Source organism: Ligilactobacillus araffinosus DSM 20653, assembly GCF_001435375.1.
Taxonomy (GTDB): domain Bacteria; phylum Bacillota; class Bacilli; order Lactobacillales; family Lactobacillaceae; genus Ligilactobacillus; species Ligilactobacillus araffinosus.
This window is the reverse complement of sequence record NZ_AYYZ01000029.1, coordinates 355,099-371,319: the sequence shown is the minus strand read 5'-3', so window position 1 is coordinate 371,319 and position 16,221 is coordinate 355,099. Positions and strand designations below refer to the sequence as shown.

The 16,221-nt window shown below is 36.5% G+C and carries 20 protein-coding genes and 1 riboswitch; of the genes, 6 read left to right on the top strand and 14 right to left on the bottom strand.

Going from position 1 to position 16,221, the window contains the following annotated elements:
* Positions 1 to 249 precede the first annotated feature (249 nt).
* From FC64_RS07520 to xerS, 3 genes are all read left to right on the top strand, one after another.
* On the top strand, positions 250 to 381 hold the full coding sequence (locus FC64_RS07520) for a hypothetical protein (protein WP_268888289.1): 132 nt from the start codon (positions 250 to 252) through the stop codon (positions 379 to 381).
* A gap of 5 nt (positions 382 to 386) precedes the next feature.
* Entirely contained in the window at positions 387 to 635 is a 249-nt protein-coding gene (locus FC64_RS06290) for a hypothetical protein (RefSeq protein WP_057907053.1), read from the top strand.
* Positions 636 to 746: 111 nt separating this feature from the next.
* The gene (gene xerS / locus FC64_RS06285; RefSeq protein ID WP_057907052.1) at positions 747 to 1,799 is read left to right on the top strand and encodes a tyrosine recombinase XerS; all 1,053 of its coding nucleotides are present in this window, start codon (positions 747 to 749) and stop codon (positions 1,797 to 1,799) included.
* Between the two features lie 148 nt (positions 1,800 to 1,947).
* Here the strand turns inward: xerS and FC64_RS06280 are convergent, their stop codons facing one another.
* From FC64_RS06280 to FC64_RS07515, 3 genes are read right to left on the bottom strand one after another with little or no spacing between them, the layout of a single operon-like run.
* Positions 1,948 to 2,367: a DUF3021 family protein gene (locus FC64_RS06280; RefSeq protein WP_057907051.1), complete on the bottom strand. Its 420-nt coding sequence runs from the start codon at positions 2,365 to 2,367 to the stop codon at positions 1,948 to 1,950.
* The gene (locus tag FC64_RS06275; RefSeq protein WP_057907050.1) at positions 2,364 to 2,813 is read right to left on the bottom strand and encodes a LytR/AlgR family response regulator transcription factor; all 450 of its coding nucleotides are present in this window, start codon (positions 2,811 to 2,813) and stop codon (positions 2,364 to 2,366) included. Before FC64_RS06275 ends, FC64_RS06280 begins: the two co-directional genes overlap by 4 nt.
* On the bottom strand, positions 2,814 to 2,945 hold the full coding sequence (locus FC64_RS07515; RefSeq protein WP_268888288.1) for a hypothetical protein: 132 nt from the start codon (positions 2,943 to 2,945) through the stop codon (positions 2,814 to 2,816).
* 127 nt (positions 2,946 to 3,072) lie between these two features.
* Here FC64_RS07515 and FC64_RS06270 point away from each other — a divergent pair, with 127 nt between their 5' ends.
* Positions 3,073 to 4,293 carry an MFS transporter gene (locus FC64_RS06270; protein ID WP_202987278.1) on the top strand — a complete coding sequence of 407 codons (1,221 nt, stop codon included), beginning with the start codon at positions 3,073 to 3,075 and terminating at the stop codon, positions 4,291 to 4,293.
* Positions 4,294 to 4,328: 35 nt separating this feature from the next.
* Here FC64_RS06270 and rihA read toward each other — a convergent pair whose 3' ends face one another.
* The 6 genes from rihA to FC64_RS06240 form a co-directional block, all read right to left on the bottom strand.
* Positions 4,329 to 5,267 (bottom strand): pyrimidine-specific ribonucleoside hydrolase RihA, encoded by a 939-nt coding sequence (gene rihA / locus FC64_RS06265; RefSeq protein WP_057907048.1) that lies wholly within the window; start codon positions 5,265 to 5,267, stop codon positions 4,329 to 4,331.
* Positions 5,268 to 5,420: 153 nt separating this feature from the next.
* Positions 5,421 to 6,011 carry a signal peptidase I gene (lepB, locus tag FC64_RS06260; RefSeq protein WP_057907047.1) on the bottom strand — a complete coding sequence of 197 codons (591 nt, stop codon included), beginning with the start codon at positions 6,009 to 6,011 and terminating at the stop codon, positions 5,421 to 5,423.
* Positions 6,012 to 6,023: 12 nt separating this feature from the next.
* Positions 6,024 to 6,428 (bottom strand): hypothetical protein, encoded by a 405-nt coding sequence (locus FC64_RS06255; RefSeq protein ID WP_057907046.1) that lies wholly within the window; start codon positions 6,426 to 6,428, stop codon positions 6,024 to 6,026.
* A gap of 19 nt (positions 6,429 to 6,447) precedes the next feature.
* The gene (locus tag FC64_RS06250) at positions 6,448 to 7,281 is read right to left on the bottom strand and encodes a TIM barrel protein (RefSeq protein WP_057907045.1); all 834 of its coding nucleotides are present in this window, start codon (positions 7,279 to 7,281) and stop codon (positions 6,448 to 6,450) included.
* A gap of 87 nt (positions 7,282 to 7,368) precedes the next feature.
* Entirely contained in the window at positions 7,369 to 8,235 is an 867-nt protein-coding gene (locus tag FC64_RS06245; RefSeq protein WP_057907044.1) for a DegV family protein, read from the bottom strand.
* Positions 8,236 to 8,257: 22 nt separating this feature from the next.
* Complete coding sequence (locus FC64_RS06240; RefSeq protein ID WP_057907043.1) at positions 8,258 to 8,695, bottom strand: MarR family winged helix-turn-helix transcriptional regulator; 438 nt, start codon at positions 8,693 to 8,695, stop codon at positions 8,258 to 8,260.
* A gap of 158 nt (positions 8,696 to 8,853) precedes the next feature.
* On the opposite strand from FC64_RS06240, the gene FC64_RS06235 reads away from it, so the two are divergent.
* On the top strand, positions 8,854 to 10,572 hold the full coding sequence (locus FC64_RS06235) for an NFACT RNA binding domain-containing protein (RefSeq protein ID WP_057907042.1): 1,719 nt from the start codon (positions 8,854 to 8,856) through the stop codon (positions 10,570 to 10,572).
* A 34-nt stretch (positions 10,573 to 10,606) separates the two neighbouring features.
* Here FC64_RS06235 and FC64_RS06230 read toward each other — a convergent pair whose 3' ends face one another.
* The 4 genes from FC64_RS06230 to FC64_RS06215 form a co-directional block, all read right to left on the bottom strand.
* Positions 10,607 to 11,164 carry a hypothetical protein gene (locus FC64_RS06230; protein ID WP_057907041.1) on the bottom strand — a complete coding sequence of 186 codons (558 nt, stop codon included), beginning with the start codon at positions 11,162 to 11,164 and terminating at the stop codon, positions 10,607 to 10,609.
* A 111-nt stretch (positions 11,165 to 11,275) separates the two neighbouring features.
* The gene (locus tag FC64_RS06225; RefSeq protein ID WP_057907040.1) at positions 11,276 to 12,223 is read right to left on the bottom strand and encodes a DMT family transporter; all 948 of its coding nucleotides are present in this window, start codon (positions 12,221 to 12,223) and stop codon (positions 11,276 to 11,278) included.
* A gap of 160 nt (positions 12,224 to 12,383) precedes the next feature.
* Positions 12,384 to 13,892 carry a glutamate/gamma-aminobutyrate family transporter YjeM gene (yjeM, locus tag FC64_RS06220; protein ID WP_057907039.1) on the bottom strand — a complete coding sequence of 503 codons (1,509 nt, stop codon included), beginning with the start codon at positions 13,890 to 13,892 and terminating at the stop codon, positions 12,384 to 12,386.
* A 131-nt stretch (positions 13,893 to 14,023) separates the two neighbouring features.
* A riboswitch (Lysine riboswitch) is annotated at positions 14,024 to 14,201 on the bottom strand.
* A gap of 41 nt (positions 14,202 to 14,242) precedes the next feature.
* Positions 14,243 to 15,106 carry a metallophosphoesterase family protein gene (locus FC64_RS06215; RefSeq protein WP_057907038.1) on the bottom strand — a complete coding sequence of 288 codons (864 nt, stop codon included), beginning with the start codon at positions 15,104 to 15,106 and terminating at the stop codon, positions 14,243 to 14,245.
* A gap of 117 nt (positions 15,107 to 15,223) precedes the next feature.
* Between FC64_RS06215 and FC64_RS06210 the strand changes: the two genes are divergently transcribed.
* Positions 15,224 to 15,598, top strand: a complete 375-nt coding sequence (locus FC64_RS06210) for a hypothetical protein (protein WP_057907037.1) — start codon at positions 15,224 to 15,226, stop codon at positions 15,596 to 15,598.
* A gap of 30 nt (positions 15,599 to 15,628) precedes the next feature.
* Here the strand turns inward: FC64_RS06210 and FC64_RS06205 are convergent, their stop codons facing one another.
* A complete protein-coding gene (locus tag FC64_RS06205; protein ID WP_057907036.1) occupies positions 15,629 to 16,213 on the bottom strand; it encodes a YfbR-like 5'-deoxynucleotidase in 585 nt (194 codons plus the stop codon).
* Positions 16,214 to 16,221 lie beyond the last annotated feature (8 nt).

Below are 16,221 nucleotides of genomic sequence, written 5' to 3'. Positions count from 1 at the left end.
TGGCGATAAATATTATTATTTAAATTATTACCGTTATTATTGCGATTAGCCATTTGAATTCCTCCTAACTATTTAAACCTTGTTTACATTGTATTTTTTAATCAATAATTTGTCAATCATTAATTAAATTAAAAATAAATTAGAAAAATTTAGCGATTAATTACATTTACTAATATAATCGAATCAAACTTATTAATTTATAGTATAATAGTTTTAATAACCGACATCAGAAAAGAATGATGCTTACTAATGAATACAAATAACAATCTAAAATTGAACTTGCTGTTTGTCGATTATCATCAATATATGGTAATTTGGGATGCATTATTTATCATTAATACCATTTTTGTTGATTTATTCAGTATCGATATCAACGCGTAAATTGAATGCTGCATCCTGCAGATGATTTGATACAAATCATTCGATTCAGACTTTTTAATGGAAATTCAACCAAAGCAATGATTGCCGTTTATTTACCAGCAATCATTATCGTTACAATTACATTTTTAATTAGTCATCAAATTGTTGCTATTAATATTGGAACGGTTTTTGGATTATTATTTCAAGAACCAATGATTGGAATCTGTGACCGGATTTGCTTTAAACGATTAAAACATCATAATTTAAATCATTAAGTTTTCCTATTTTGGAGTTGCATATGTTGGTCATTAAAACTATAATTTTAATAACGGGTTAAATATAAACATTAGTTATCCCCTTGTTGAGCTTTAGAAAGGATTTATGATATGGATCACGATCGTTACTTGCCGCTAATCCAAACTGAATTAAAAAAACTACCAATTTATATCCGAGACTTTTATTTGCAAACTAATCATTCCATTACAACCATTTATCAATATTTAACGGAATTTCGTCGATTCTTTGATTGGCTACGTGAATCAGGAATTTCAAATGCCAATCAAAATAAAGAAATCAAAGTTGAAACACTTGCTCAATTACGCCGGTCAGACATTATGTTATACATTGATTTCCTTAAACATTCTAAAAATAAGCAAGGACACGTTAATTCGCCAACATCCATTAACCGGTCAATCAATGCTTTACGATCATTGTTTAAGTTTTTGACCGTTACAGCGGATACCGAAGATGGAAAGCCATATTTTACCAATAACGTGATGCTTAAAATTGATTCATTAAATACCACGGAAACGTTGAATTACCGTGCTCACAACCTTGAAACGCACATGTACACTGGTGAACGGAAATATGAATTCATTGATTTTATCGAAAATGAGTATGAAAAAAATTGTGATCCGCGGGCTCTAACTGCGTTCAAGAAAAATAAAGAACGCGATATTTGCATTGCTGCGATGATTCTTGGGACTGGAATTCGGGTTTCAGAAGCAGCCAACGTCAATGTTGAGGACCTCCATCTTGAGGATGCAATGCTTGATGTTACGCGAAAAGGCGGCATGCGGGACTCTGTTCCAATTGCGCCATGGGTTGTTCAATATGTTGAACGCTATGCTAAAATTCGCCAAGATCGGTATAATCCACCGAAGGATCAAAAGGCCTTCTTTGTCACTGAATATCATGGTGAAGTTCGTCGCATTACATATAATGCCATCGAAAAGTTAATCAAAAAATATTCTACCGCATTTGGACATCCATTAACACCTCACAAATTACGGCATACGCTGGCATCAGAGCTATATGAAATTACCAAAGACCGTGTCTTAGTATCGCAACAATTAGGGCAAAAAGGGACATCCGCAACTGATTTGTATACCCACGTCAATCAGGAAGCCCAAAAGGACGCCCTTCGGAAGTTAAAATAAGTCGCTTTCTCTTCTTCTCCTGGTCCCCTTTCAATTTTGAATATTAAACAAATCAGCTGAAGTCTTAAATTTTAAAATTAAGACTTCGGCTGATTTGTTTTTATGGTTACTGAGCCTAAAAATTAACGCGGATGAAATGAATTAAATATCAGTGGTTATTCTTTTGTTTTTGCTTTAAACGACGGTTAACGCGCTGAACCTCATTAATTTGCATGAAACGAATTACTAACTGGATAATAAGGTAAACAACCGCAATAAATAAGATGCTTTGAAAATTAAATTGATAGTTAATTCCATAATATACTTTATAAATTGGTTTCAAGAAAATCCAACTTGCAGCTAAAACAATGAGATAATGAATTAAGAATGCAAAATAATAATTAAGCTGCGGAATTCGGAAAACGATAGTTGCAATGCCAATTACTGCGCCCATTAAAGAAATGTCCGTGGCAATTGGCAATGTCAACTTCACCGATGAATAACATGTAACGCCAATCCAAACATAACAGGTAATTCCAATTTCAATTCCAATAATCATTCGTTGAAGCAGTTCAATTAACCATCTCATTTTTGAAACACCCTTTCCTTAACCTTTTTCCAATATCGTCGTGAAATTGCAACTTTCTGATGATTAGCCATTTCAACTAAGTAAGTCCCTGAAAAACTGCTGCGAAATTTTTCAACAAAGTCCAAGTTTAAAATCAAACTGCGTGAACCGCGAACGAACCGATCATCTTGAAGTTGCTCTTCAATTTTATGAAGTGGCTGGTGAATTTTAAAATTCCGTTCTAATAAATGAATAGTGGTATAATCCCCCCAAACATCCACAAAGATAATTTCATTAAAATGAATCCGATAAACTGCCTGATGTACATTAATCGTAATTATCTGACTTCCTTCTTGAATTTTTTCAAGTGCTCGTTCAATTTCATCAACTTCATGATTTTTTGTTTGAGCTGTAATTAAAACGTTGGTTTCATTAACCCCTGAATCTGCTTTAAATTGATACTTCATTTAACTTTGCTCCGCCATTGTAATTTCAATCATTTTACGACTAATCAATGCAATTAAAATTAATGTTATCATTTCTAAACTGATCCCTCCTAAAATAATTTCATTCTTACTATACCGAATTTTATCCTCCAAGCGAATCCTTTTTCGCTAACCGGACATTTTTTAACGATAAATGGTTAGTCGTTTTAATATTTACATCTTTGGAATTTTAGTTTTAAATAGTAAGTATACTAATTTAGAGATTGAGAAGATGATCAATTTGAATATTAAGGAAATGCCTCAATGGCGGAAAAACTTATATGTTTTAGCATTTGGGGATTTTGTTTCCGGGACTGGATTCAGTATGTGTTTGCCGTTTTTACCCCTTTTTATTAGTCAAATGGCTCATTTTACAAATGTTCAATTAACTTTCTATTCCGGATTAGCTTACGCTGTCGCTTTTATTAGCCAAGCAATTGTTTCGCCTTTATGGGGCAAATTAGCTGATCAGACCGGACGAAAACCAATGATTTTACGATCAGCGTTTGGAATGTGTATTACAGGATTTTTATGCGGACTTGCACATAATATTTGGATTTTGATTTTCTGGCGGTTTGTATATGGGTGTTTTTCAGGATACAATAGCAATTCGCAGGCCTTAGTTGCAAGTGAAGTCCCTGATAATCAGGGTGGAAAAGCAATGGGAATTTTAACAACTGGTCGAGTCGGAGGACAGTTGATTGGCCCAATTATTGGTGGAATGATTGCCGAAGTTTGGGGTTATCGGATGACCTTCTACCTTTTTGGAATCATTATGTTCATTGCTGGAATTTTAGCCCTTGTGTTTGTTAAAGAAGAATTTACCCCACATGAAGTTGCCAAAAATGCTTCACAAAAGGAAAAATCGGCACTGGCTCAAGTTAACAGTTTACCAATCGTCATTGCGATGTTCATCACCGCAATGCTGGTAAACGCTGTTACTAAGTCAATCAACCCAGTTATCAGTCTATTTGTTCGGCAACTGTTGCATGGCCATGGCAGCGTATCCGTTGTCAGCGGAATTATCACCGCCCTTCCTGGAATTGCAACCATTATGGCTGCTCATCGATTCGGTGATCTTGGCGATCAAATTGGTGCCCGCAAAGTTTTAGTTGCCGGATTGATTTTCTCCGGATGCGTCTTTTTCGCAACAAGTTGGGTCGGCAATGTATATACACTAGGAATTTGCCGGTTCCTGATTGGAATTTCGGATGCAGCGTTACTGCCACTTGCCCAAACGGTCCTAATGAATAATGCCCCTGATGCCGTTGTTAGTCGCGTCTTCAGCTATATGCAATCTTTCCAGGCAATTGGAAGTATTATTGGGCCAATGCTTGGTTCAATTATTGCTGGTCATTTTTCATATCCAGATGTATTCGTAATGACTGCAATTCTAGCTGCAATCAACCTGCTGATTGTCTTAATTAGTTTTAAAATGGGAAATAATAAAAAGAATGCATAATGTAAAAAGGATCGCATTGAAGCGATCCTTTTCTTTTAGTCAAATTGATGAAGTAAATCAATAATTAAATCGACAAACCGTTGGCGATCAAGATTCATTAAGACTTTCGCATTCGGTTTCCGATTCATTAATCCAGCGAAATCAACTATTGTCTCACCTGCAGTCAATTGTCCCTGAGTTTCAACATCAAGGTAGGCTGTATGAGTTTCAAAAATTGCAGGTTTCAATAAATAAGCAATGGTGCATGGATCATGGACTGGTGTTCCAGCTAAACCAAATTCGTCCTGACCGTACCATTTTCCATAAAACTCCATTTGTCCTGTAATTGCTTGAGCAACCTGATTATTGATTTTGCGCATTCTTTCAAGATCATCAGAACAAATTTGCGCTTTTAACGTAACGTTCAAGCCCGCCATCACTAACGGAATACCTTCATTAACAACTATTTTAGCGGCTTCTGGATCAACTGCCATATTGAATTCCGTTGTCGGGTGAACATTTCCTTGGCCGGCTGCGCCACCCATGAAAACAATTTGTTTGATTTTATTTTTTAATTCTGGATGAATTCTTAAAAACAATGCAATATTAGTCATTGGTCCTGTAACAACCAGCGTAATTGGCTCAATTTGAGAATGTAAAATATCAGCAATTAATTCAACTGCTGGTTGGTCAACTGGTTCAAAGGTCGGTTCCGGTAAATCAGCTCCATCTAATCCAGTTTCGCCATGAACGTAATCAGCAATCTTCAAATTCCGCATCAGCGGACGGTGATTCCCACCAGCAACTGGAACATCCGTTGTACCAAGCAAAGTTAACATCCGTAATGCATTATTTAATGTTTTATCTGGCGTTTGATTACCAGCAGACGTTGTTACACCCAATAATTTGATCTGCGTGCTTGCAACTGCCATCATTAACGCTAAAGCATCATCATGTCCGGGATCACAATCAAGAATAATTTTTTCAGGTGTCATTATCCTCACATCCAATCACTTTAAGTATGGCTAAATTATATCAGGAAAATTTCCGAAAATAAACTCCCGCAAACGCCGCCATTAGCACAATAGCATCGTATTCAATAATAGTAATTAAATAAGGTGATGACACTCTCATCATCACCTTAATCTTTAATTTGTTGCTGGATAATAATCATTAATCAGTTTATGTTTACTGTTCCAGAATGGTGCTTTCGCAATTCCGACGATCTTATCTTTTGGAACAAATCCATAATACCGGCTATCATTTGAATCTGCCCGGTTATCACCAAGAACGAAGTAACAGTTCTTCGGAACGGTAAATGTTTTTCCTGTTCCAAGAGTAATGCCTTTTGCCTCTGGTAAAAGCAACGTTAATGTTCCGCTTGTCCGTTGTTGCTTCGTAATGTAATTTTGTGGTTGGTACTTGCCGTTAACATACAAATCACCATTGTTTTTGTATTCAATTTTGTCACCAGGCATTCCAATTACCCGCTTAACGTACTTCGTATTCTTTTGAACATTAGGATTGTTTTTATCAACGCCATATGCGTCAAAAACAACTACGGAATCTTCCCGCACCTTGCCTAACTTCCATACAATTACATGTTCGTTATTTTGAAGATTAGGATACATTGAAGTCCCATCAACCTTTACGATTCGAAATACAAAAGTTACGATGAACGCTGCAATTGCCAATCCCGTTAAAATTGGAGCGACAACGTTTTTTAAAAATGATGACACAACTACTAGCCCCTATCGTTTTAGATTAATTTTATCATTAATTAATTTAGATTTTCTTATTGTAGCTAAGTATAACCCAAACAAAATTAAAAATACACCCTCGAGAAGAATTGTTAGATGATTTTTAATGTGTAAGAATGGCATAAAAATGCAAACAATATTAAAGATCAAACGTAATCCTAAATGCGGGGTTTGAAATTTGATAAAATTTGCAACTAACGCCACACATCCGAAAATTACTAATAAAAATGCCATAAAAATCACCCAATCAAAGATAATTTTATGGCCATCAACAACCGTAGCGGCGTGATCATAGCCGAGCGTACTTAGCAACCGGACAAATCCATAATAAGTAACCTGTCCGCAAATATATAAAATACCAATCGTTCCAATCAGAACGTTTAATATCTTTGCCAAAATCTTACCTCTTCTTTATTTAGTCAGTTAGTGTTTTGGCTAATTCAACCAAATAACGATGGCTTTCCATCTGTTCCTTAGCATCAGTTGGATCTGCCAAATTGATTTCATAAATGCTCGTTGCTTTTGAATTTTCATTAAGGAGCGGTAAAACACGCCGCCAGTCGATCTTCCCGGTTCCAAGAACTAAACTGTCATGATGCTCACCCATTGAATCAACGAGGTGGTAATGAACCGTCGCATCCATTAAATGTTTGATTGAAGCAACCAACTTATCATTATTCCCGTGCTCAGCAATAAAACAGTGCGAAGTGTCAAATGCTAACCGGTATCCATGAGCTAAAATTCGATCTTCAAACTGCGGATCACCGTAATAAAAAATCGGTGAAATGCTGTTTTCAAACATGATATGATTCCCACCCATTTCATTGAACCGATCCATCCGCTTGAAAGCTGCATCTTGAGCAGCATCAAATGATGGATACATCGCAATGTATTTGGGTGTTTGGCGCAAATATGCCCCGTGAATCAACACTTGAACATCGAAATCATACGCAACCTGTAACAAATCAATCGTGCTTTGCTCGACAAACTTATAAAGTCCCGGACAACAACTTTCCGGTGCAATCAATTCTGTAAAAATCGTCTTTTGATACCGCATTGGTTGGTGCAATACGATTTTACTTGTTGCTTCATTTTGAACTACCTGAATCGCATACCGTAACTTTTGCAATCCATCGGTCGTAAAGTCGTCTTCTTGGGTAAAAAACTCGAAAACATCTGGATGATATTGCAGCCGATCACGATATTGACTGTCATCAGTGCTCCCTTTTAATCCTAATTGAACTCGCATTTAACCATCATCTTTCAACTAATATATAATCTATCATTTATATTCTCTCATAAAATTGAAAAGAAAGTGATGAATTTGGCTTAAAATTTAGTCTTTTTCAATATCCCGAATAAATCCTAATGCCAATGCACCTTCACCAAGATGAACCGCAATTACTGGATCAAATTCATCAAGTGAAACGGGAATTCCTGGGAAAGCTTCTTGGACTTCCTTAGCCCACTCTTGCCCCCGTTTTTCATTATTCGCATGAATCACTAATAAACGGAAAGGATAGTCTGCCTTATCTGTTTCTTCTTTAATGATCTCTTGGGCGCGCTTCATTGCCTTTTTCAACGACCGCACTTTTTCAAAAGCAACGATCTTATCGCTTTCCTTATCAAAGTGAAGTAATGGTTTGATTTTCAAAACGGTTCCAATGAATGCTGACGCATTTGATAACCGGCCGCCATGCGCCAAGTTTTTCAAATCATCAACAACGAAAACCGCATCATATTGTTTTTTAAGCTGTTCAACGGCAGCGACGATTTTTTCAGCGTCTTCGTTTTGAGCTGCCATACGTGCAGCGAGCTTTACCATCCAACCCATTGGGACTTCAGTAATTGATGAATCGATCGGGTAAAGCTTGATGTTATCAAATTGGTCCTTTAAGTTATTTAAAGTCGTCATTAAGCCTGAAATTGTTCCTGCAATGTGAATGCTGATAACGGCATCATAGCCTTCATCAGCTAATTGATTATACAAATTGATCATTTCGCCAACTGGGGGTTGAGAGGTTGTCGGAAAATCCTTTGCATTCCGCATTTTTTCGTAGAATTCAGGACGGGTAAGATCAACTCCGTCTTGATATTCGGTTCCATCAATAATGTAAGGAATTGGAACAACTTTAATTCCGTACTTATCAATCGTTTCTTGATCTAAATTTGCTGTACTGTCGGTTACAACAGCAGTTTTCATAAAATTACACCTACTTTATCAATTAATCTAATGTTACTTGACGCATACTTTGAGTCAGACGATTGATTAAAATCTTTAAAAAATTCTTCTCTTCGCCAGTCCACTGCGCAAATACTTTTTGTCCAAACTCTTTAAAATCCGTATTCATCTGTGAAAGAACACGTTGACCAATTTCACTGAGATGGTATTGATAGCTTTTCCGGGTTTTAACGTTGTTTTGATTTGCAACCTTGCTAATCTTAACAAACGCTTTTGTCGTTAATTTACTTAATTGACGACTCAACGTTGAGGTATCAAGTCGCAAATCTTCCGCAAGTAATTCTTGCGAATTTTTCCCATCAGCGATCCGTTGAAGAAGCTGCCATTCGGCAATGGTCAATTGATTATTCTTTGCCATTTTTTGAACAAACCGTTGATATTCACGTTGTAAATCAAGCAAATTGTCTAATGGTTCTTTCAAAAAGAAAATCACCCCTTCTTTCGTACCTTATTGCATAATACAATCTTTGTAAACATTTTTCAAGACTCTTAAGGCAATTTGTAGATTTTTCTTTGCTTTTTTTCATCAGAACTTTACAATAATAGGTAGCATTATTATTTTTAGAAAGGATGAGAATCATGGCATTTGACGGAATGTTTACCCACGCAATGGTTAGCGAACTGCGCACAAAAATCCTTAACGGACGGATAATGAAAATCTCGCAACCATACCCGAATGAAGTGATTTTAACGATTCGGTCGAACCGAAAAAACTACCCGTTACTTTTATCAGCTCACCCCAATTATGCCCGGATGCAAATTACACAAATTCCATATAAAAATCCGGCAGTTCCAACTAAATTTACAATGATGTTACGTAAATATCTTGAAAACGCTAAGTTAACTGATATTCAACAATTGGAAAATGACCGCGTTGTTTACTTTAGTTTTGAAACTCGCAATGAAATTGGTGACCGGTTACCGCTCTTGCTTTCAATTGAAATCATGAATCGGTATAGTAATGTCATTTTGATCAATCAGCAAAACCAAACGATCATTGATACTATTAAACACGTTGGGATGGATCAAAACCGTTACCGCACATTGCTCCCAGGTGCAACCTATCGGCAACCGCCAAAGCAGGAAAAGCTTGATCCATTTGCTGCTAAAAATTCTCAACGGTTAATTGCCCTTGGTCAACAGTTTCCTAATCGCGAAGTCCTTGCACAAAATATTCAAAAAAAATTTCAAGGATTTGGTAAAGTCAGTTCCCTTCAACTTGCCGATGTTTTTCATCAAAATGACGGTCAAAGTGATGCAGAACATTTAACGACTTTTCTTAAAGCAACAGCTGATCCAATTCCAAGTTTAACTACGGGAAAGCAACTTGATTTTACATTTACAAACTTAGGAAATGACATTCAAGATATGGGTACTCAGTTTAGTTCTCTAAGCACATTGCTTGATCATTTTTACCGTGAAAAAGCAACCCGCGATCGGGTCCGGCAACAAGGTGCCCTGCTAATTCACGTTGTAAACCAAGAATTAAAAAAGAACCGCAACAAGTTAAAAAAGTTGCAAAAAGAATTCGCCAATACGCAGCACGCCAATGAATACCGGATAAAGGGTGAATTGTTAACAACATATTTATATCAAGTTAAACGTGGAATGACTGAAATCACATTGCCAAATTTCTATGACAATGAAAGGCCATTGAAAATTGCGTTATCCAATCAAATTGGGCCATCACAAAACGCGCAAAAATACTTTAAAAAGTACCAAAAACTTAAAAATGCAATTTCATATTTAAAAGAACAAATTAAGCTAACCGAAGATGAAATTAATTACTTTGAAGAGATTCAAACCCAAATTGAACTTGCTGAACCGCAAGATCTGACTGACATTCAAGTTGAACTTGAAAGCGGCGGGTACTTACGGAAAAATAACCACCATAAGAAAAATAAACGGCGCGTTAAGATCAATCAACCGGAAACATTCTGGGCAAGTGATGGAACAAAGATCAAGGTCGGTAAAAACAATCTTCAAAACGAGAAGCTGACCTTACATACTGCTTCTAAAAATGACTATTGGCTTCATGTAAAGAATATTCCGGGGTCACACGTAATCGTTGAAAGCAATAATCCAAGTGATGAAACGTTAGTTGAAGCAGCTGAATTAGCAGCATACTTTTCAAAATCACGGAATTCTGCAAATGTTCCCGTCGATTACGTTCAAGTTCGGCGAATTCGTAAACCGAACGGAACCAAACCTGGATTTGTAATCTATGAAGGTCAAAAAACATTGTATGTTACTCCGACTGAAGAAAAAGTTAATCAACTAAAAACGAAAAATGAGTAATTAAAAAGACTGAGATCTTGAAATCTCAGTCTTTTTATTTCTGATAAATCTGCGGATCGCCATCTTTAAATTTATGCGGTTTAAATTTTTCGGGATGCGCGATCTGAGTTTCACTATCTTCCAACTCTTCTTCGATTTCGTGACGCTCATCTGGTCGATATAATGAAACGATTTGTTGCAACATTCGGTTAAATCGATCAGTATTGATTCCTTTCAATAATACATTACTGACTTCATAATCATAATCTTTACTGTCGATTTCCATCGAAACACTATTCTTTCCAGAATACGTTGAAAGAGCTTGAAAGTAGATAATTGCATTAATCCGGTCATATGGAAAGACTTTTACACGATGCATTGCTTCCCGAATGTACAGGGCATTTTGTGTAAAGACAAATCCTTCTTTCCCATTTTGGAAAAAAGACGTATCAATCAATGCAAGAATTGAGGTCCGCTTCTCTTGCGGGCAAAAAGTTCGCCAGGCACGTGTTAATAATTGACGTGGAATCTGCGGAACGAGATACGTTTTTACTCCTTGTCCTGAAAGAGCGATTTGTGAAATTGATTTTTGTAAAATTTGACTTAATTCCATATTGATCGCCCACCTCTTACTAAATTTATTCTATCTAAATTGTATCACATTCGAATTCTTAAAATCAGCAAGAAGCGCCGGATTTATAAAGTTTTCAATATTTATTCAAATTTATACATCAACGTGAAAATTCTCTTCTGAATTTTCAATATTTCGCCGACCATGTTGCAAAATATATACCCCAATAATAACCAATACAATTCCAACAACTTCAATCCAGTTCATTCCCATCTTAAAGAAGATGATACTTAAGATTGAAGTTGTAATCGGTTGAACTGCATCCATAATACTGATAACGTCTGATGGAGCATAGTGAGTTGCATATAGTAATAACCCGAACGGGATGATCGTTCCAAGGAAGATAACCGTTAACATTGAAGCAATCAAAGTTCCAGTAATCTTCGGTGTTCCGACCCAAACTGGTTGATGCAAGTTAAAAAAGAAGCCAGCAATTAAAGTTCCCCAACCAAGAACCACCAATGGTGGATTATCAGGATCTTTAACAATGTTCCGCGGTAAAACAACATAGAATGCGGCTGTTAACCCTGAACCTAAGCCCCACATCAATGAACTTGTTGAAATTGAAAGCTGTGAGAAGTCCCCCTTAGTTAACGCAAGGAAAACCCCGACCAATGCAATGATAAATGCAAACACGTCTGATTTATAAGGCATTTGTCGTCTAAAGATCACCGTTCCTAAAACAATAAATAATGGACTCAAATATTGTAGAATGGTTGCCGCTTCGGCATTTCCACCAAATTGAATTGATTTATAGAATGTAAAGAGATTTGCCATCAATCCAAGAATTGCATATGCAAAAAGCCAAGCAATATTCTTCCATGACTTGAAAACGTGAAAGACTTTTCCGCGATACATAATCAAACTAACCACTAATAAAATAAGTCCTGCGCCAAGTGTCCGTGCTGATAAGAACCAGTTTTCAGGAATATTTTGATTTTGCGAAATGAATTGCAAACATGTTCCTGAAATTCCCCACATCATTGAAGCTGAAGCCGCAATGACGATTCCGCGAACAACTTTACTGGAATTTTTTGCCATCAACTTTCCCTCCAAATAAATTAATAACGAGTGTATTATATCATAAAAAGAAATAAAATACAGATTCTATGTTACCTTTTATTACATGAAACTAAATTTTTTTAAGCTAAAAAAGAAGATCGCGTAAAAAGCACGACCTTCAATCAATTTTCAATTTATTTTAATCTAATTCTTCTTCAACAACCGGTTCAACGTTGCGACTTGCATGACGGTAGAAGATCCAACCAACAAGCGCAAAAAAGGCTGGTCCAAATGCTGTCCAAAAGGCAGTATAGGCATCGTGTTGCAATACCGGTTGAATAATCGTAAAGATGATGCCAAAGAAAATTGTGATCCAACTAATAATACAAATTGTGTTAGTTAACTTCTGGTTCTTATAAACTTCAAACGACCGATCTAAATTTTTGACCCGCTTGAAAAATGGAAACGCCAGGATTAAGAACAAATATGGAACTGATGATGTAATGTTATTCATATCCGTTAAAACGGTATAAAATTGTTGGGCACTTTTACCACCAAATGAAACCCCAAAAATGATAACTCCCATAATAACAGCTTGCATCCACATTGCAAATGATGGCATTTTACGATTATTTAACTTTCTCAATTTTTCCGGCCATAACCGCTTAGGAGAACCAAGTAGAATTGTCTTTAATGGTGAATAAATTAAAACTGCCATTGAACCAAATAATGACATTACCTCTTCAAATCCAATTAATCGATCTGTCCATTGCCCCATAATTATTGCTTGATGAATTGGTAAGTGAAGAACTTCGCGTCCAATCGTGTAACCAAGATTCTGCATTAGAACCAGCGTAATATTACCAAGATCTGTTGAATCGGTTCCTAATAACTTATGCCAATTAGCGGTTACACCCCAAAGAAAAATTCCTAAAGCATAGATTAAAATCATCCCAATTCCAGCAAGGATAATTCCCTTTGGAAAATTTCTTTCTGGCTTATCAACACGATCAATTGTTCCACCCATTGTTTCCATTCCCGCATAAGCAAAAACTGCATATACAAAGAATGAAAGAATTGCAATTGGTGATTTGAACTGCGGATTAGGTGATGAAACCATCGCATGAACTGACATTGGCTGTGCTAAATGTCCATGGTTTAGAATTAACATCCATACACTTGCAGCAATAAACAACCCTGAAACTGCAATAATAACTGCCCCACTTGCAGAAGCAACTTTTTCAATCTTATCAAATCCGCGCGTTGCTAACCATGTAATCAAAACTAATAACATGATTCCAATCAACCCAAGTGTTTCAGTTGAACTCAGTCCCAAAAGATGCCAACTTTGAGTTGTATCTTTTCCAAAAATCAATCCTGAAATTGGAACACAAATCGTTGAAAATTGACTCACTAAAGTAATTACCCAAGCTGCATACCAAACAAAAGCACCAATAAATGCTGGTTTCTCACCAATTGAAGTTTCAAGCCATGAATAAATTCCTCCTTGACTCTCTTTCAAAGCAGAGCCATATTCAGCAAACATTAATGAGGTTGGAATAAAAAACAAAACCGCTCCGGCAATATACCAAATAATTGCTCCGTATCCCATTTGATAATATGCGGTTGTAACATTTCCAAGGCCAAAAATTGATGCAAAAATCATCAATACAAGGGCCATAACTGACATCTTCTTTTGGTTTTCCATAATAAAAAGACTCCTTATATTAAATTAATAATAAAGGCGTCACACTATCAACAAAATTGAGATAAATAAAAAGCCTTACCATTGGCTGAGCTCACTTCCAACAATAAGACTTAATTTTATTTAATCCCGTGTTGAATAATAGCGCTCCGCAAACATTTGCGACAGTCCGTAACCTCTTAAATTACGTCCCAACCCATTGTTAACTGTTATCCAACAATGAATTTCGGCAAACTCCCCTTTCAGTTAACTTCAACGTCTAACAGGCACTCCATTAACTTACTAATGTCATCTGCAACCTCTATTATCTGATTTATTTTAAATTTTAAAACTACTTTCTCAAATTGTCAACCTTAAAAATCCGCTTTTTCGTGAATTGCATGTTGAGCTTCATATTCCTTGGCTTCACGAAGATAGCCATATTTGTCATTCAACCGCGCTAATAACGGATAATCATGCGTATGAACTTCCCCCGTTTCCATTTGCATTTGATAAAGCTCAATGTATGGAATATTCGCATTTGCAGCCCGCATCAATTCATCAGGATGACTGTATGCAACCTTCCGAAAGTCAATTCCGCTTACTCCGTCATCATCGATCGTCACGATTAAATATTGGGCGCGCAAGTCTTGTTGAAATTTAACGTGGCGGTTAAATGGTTGACCAACGGATCCTGGATTAAGGATGATCTGTTCTTCACTGCTATACCGCATAATTGGATGGTGAACGTGAGCATAGACTGCAAGATCGAGATCATCTTCAACAAATAATTTATTAAAGTTTTCTGTTGGTAATGTTGGGTACAATTGTTGACCAAAATTAATTTCCGGAAGATCGTGTGTAATTGCAATCCGAACATTATTGATCTGCTTTACAACTCGCATTGGCCAGCGTTTCATGGTTGCTAAAACCTGAAGATCAACCTTTGCAGCCACATCCATTGCAAGCCGTTCCATGTAAACTTTGCTTGGTTTTTCAAGCGCAATTTTCCCAGCAGCGCCCCGAATCATCAAATCATCCCAATTTCCGCGGATATATACATCAGGATTGATCTTTTGCATTAAATCCCATAAGTCTTGTGCACCGGATCCCGGAGCAAATAAGTCACCTAAAAACCATGATTCAGTCACTCCTTGTTCCTGCATATCCTCATATACTGCTTTCAAAGCCGTATAATTTCCATGAACATCTGAAAAAATTGCTATCTTGTGACGCATGATGATCCTCTTTCCTAAATTATTATCTTAATTAATCATATCACAAACTCGATATTTTCCTTCATCCTTGATTGCGTTAAAATAAATTCAGAATCAATTACAAAGAAGGAATTTCACATGGCATTACCTAAAAATCAACGTTATGTTCAACCGCAAAATGTCCACGAAGCAATGGAAGTAATTCAAGACCTATTTAATCAATACCGGCATGAACCCATGACCCAACAACTTTTAAATTATCATTTAGGATTGACCCAACGTTTGCAAACTGATATTTATGTGACTGCTGTCAAAGAAAATGATCCGCAACAATTAAAGCAGTTAAATGGAATGATTGAAGCCATGAAAACATGGACGCAGATTCGAACATCTAACCGACCGTTTAATGCTAAAATGAAGAATTTTAAATTAGTTTCAAGCAACCGGCCGAAATTTAAAAAACATTCGCATAAAATTAAAGGACAGCACAATTTTCATGCTGCCCGGCATTAAAAAGGAAGGCATGACTGACACACCTTCCTTTTATTTATCTTTAGCCTTAACACTTTTAGCTTGTTCATTCGTTACGATTTCTTCAAGATGATCCAGGTACCGCCCAAGGTTATCATATGTTTCCCGGATGACTTTCAGTAACGTTGCATCTTGATTTCCAAGTGCACGTTCAGTCTTTAAAAATTGAATAAGCGCAACAATATCAGCAAGTTTAATAACGGTTCCAACAATATCGCCGTCTGCTTCATGCTTGCGTAAGCTTGTAAATTCATCTTTGATTTCGGGGAAATATTTGTTGATTGCAAAATCTTCAGCTTTATCCAGCATCTGCTTTAATCCCGGAACCTGATATTTAACATTGCTTGGAACATCTGATGAAGATGATTCTGCAATGTCGTGGATCAATGCTTGAATTGTGATTTCCCCTTTTAATTCATCATTCAATTTTAACTTTTTCGCAATCTTAAGTGCATAATATGCAACGAAAAAACTATGTTGCGCAATATTTTCCGCCTTGATCGTTGTGATCGTTGATTGACGGTGAACACTATTCATGGTTGCTAACTTATCATTGACAATTGCTGCGACAAATTTCTGCATTTCTCCAATTTCCATTCTTTTCA

Bases quoted from the DNA above. Each gene is read 5' to 3' on its own strand.
- FC64_RS06205 (WP_057907036.1), bottom strand. From the start codon at position 16,213: ATGGAAATTGGAGAAATGCAGAAATTTGTCGCAGCAATTGTCAATGAT.
- FC64_RS06250 (WP_057907045.1), bottom strand. From the start codon at position 7,281: ATGCGAGTTCAATTAGGATTAAAAGGGAGCACTGATGACAGTCAATAT.
- FC64_RS06230 (WP_057907041.1), bottom strand. From the start codon at position 11,164: ATGGAATTAAGTCAAATTTTACAAAAATCAATTTCACAAATCGCTCTT.
- FC64_RS06290 (WP_057907053.1), top strand. From the start codon at position 387: ATGCTGCATCCTGCAGATGATTTGATACAAATCATTCGATTCAGACTT.
- rihA (WP_057907048.1), bottom strand. From the start codon at position 5,267: ATGACACCTGAAAAAATTATTCTTGATTGTGATCCCGGACATGATGAT.
- xerS (WP_057907052.1), top strand. From the start codon at position 747: ATGGATCACGATCGTTACTTGCCGCTAATCCAAACTGAATTAAAAAAA.
- FC64_RS06215 (WP_057907038.1), bottom strand. From the start codon at position 15,106: ATGCGTCACAAGATAGCAATTTTTTCAGATGTTCATGGAAATTATACG.
- FC64_RS06225 (WP_057907040.1), bottom strand. From the start codon at position 12,223: ATGGCAAAAAATTCCAGTAAAGTTGTTCGCGGAATCGTCATTGCGGCT.
- FC64_RS06275 (WP_057907050.1), bottom strand. From the start codon at position 2,813: ATGAAGTATCAATTTAAAGCAGATTCAGGGGTTAATGAAACCAACGTT.
- FC64_RS06280 (WP_057907051.1), bottom strand. From the start codon at position 2,367: ATGAGATGGTTAATTGAACTGCTTCAACGAATGATTATTGGAATTGAA.
- yjeM (WP_057907039.1), bottom strand. From the start codon at position 13,892: ATGGAAAACCAAAAGAAGATGTCAGTTATGGCCCTTGTATTGATGATT.
- FC64_RS06210 (WP_057907037.1), top strand. From the start codon at position 15,224: ATGGCATTACCTAAAAATCAACGTTATGTTCAACCGCAAAATGTCCAC.
- FC64_RS06245 (WP_057907044.1), bottom strand. From the start codon at position 8,235: ATGAAAACTGCTGTTGTAACCGACAGTACAGCAAATTTAGATCAAGAA.
- FC64_RS06235 (WP_057907042.1), top strand. From the start codon at position 8,854: ATGGCATTTGACGGAATGTTTACCCACGCAATGGTTAGCGAACTGCGC.
- FC64_RS07520 (WP_268888289.1), top strand. From the start codon at position 250: ATGAATACAAATAACAATCTAAAATTGAACTTGCTGTTTGTCGATTAT.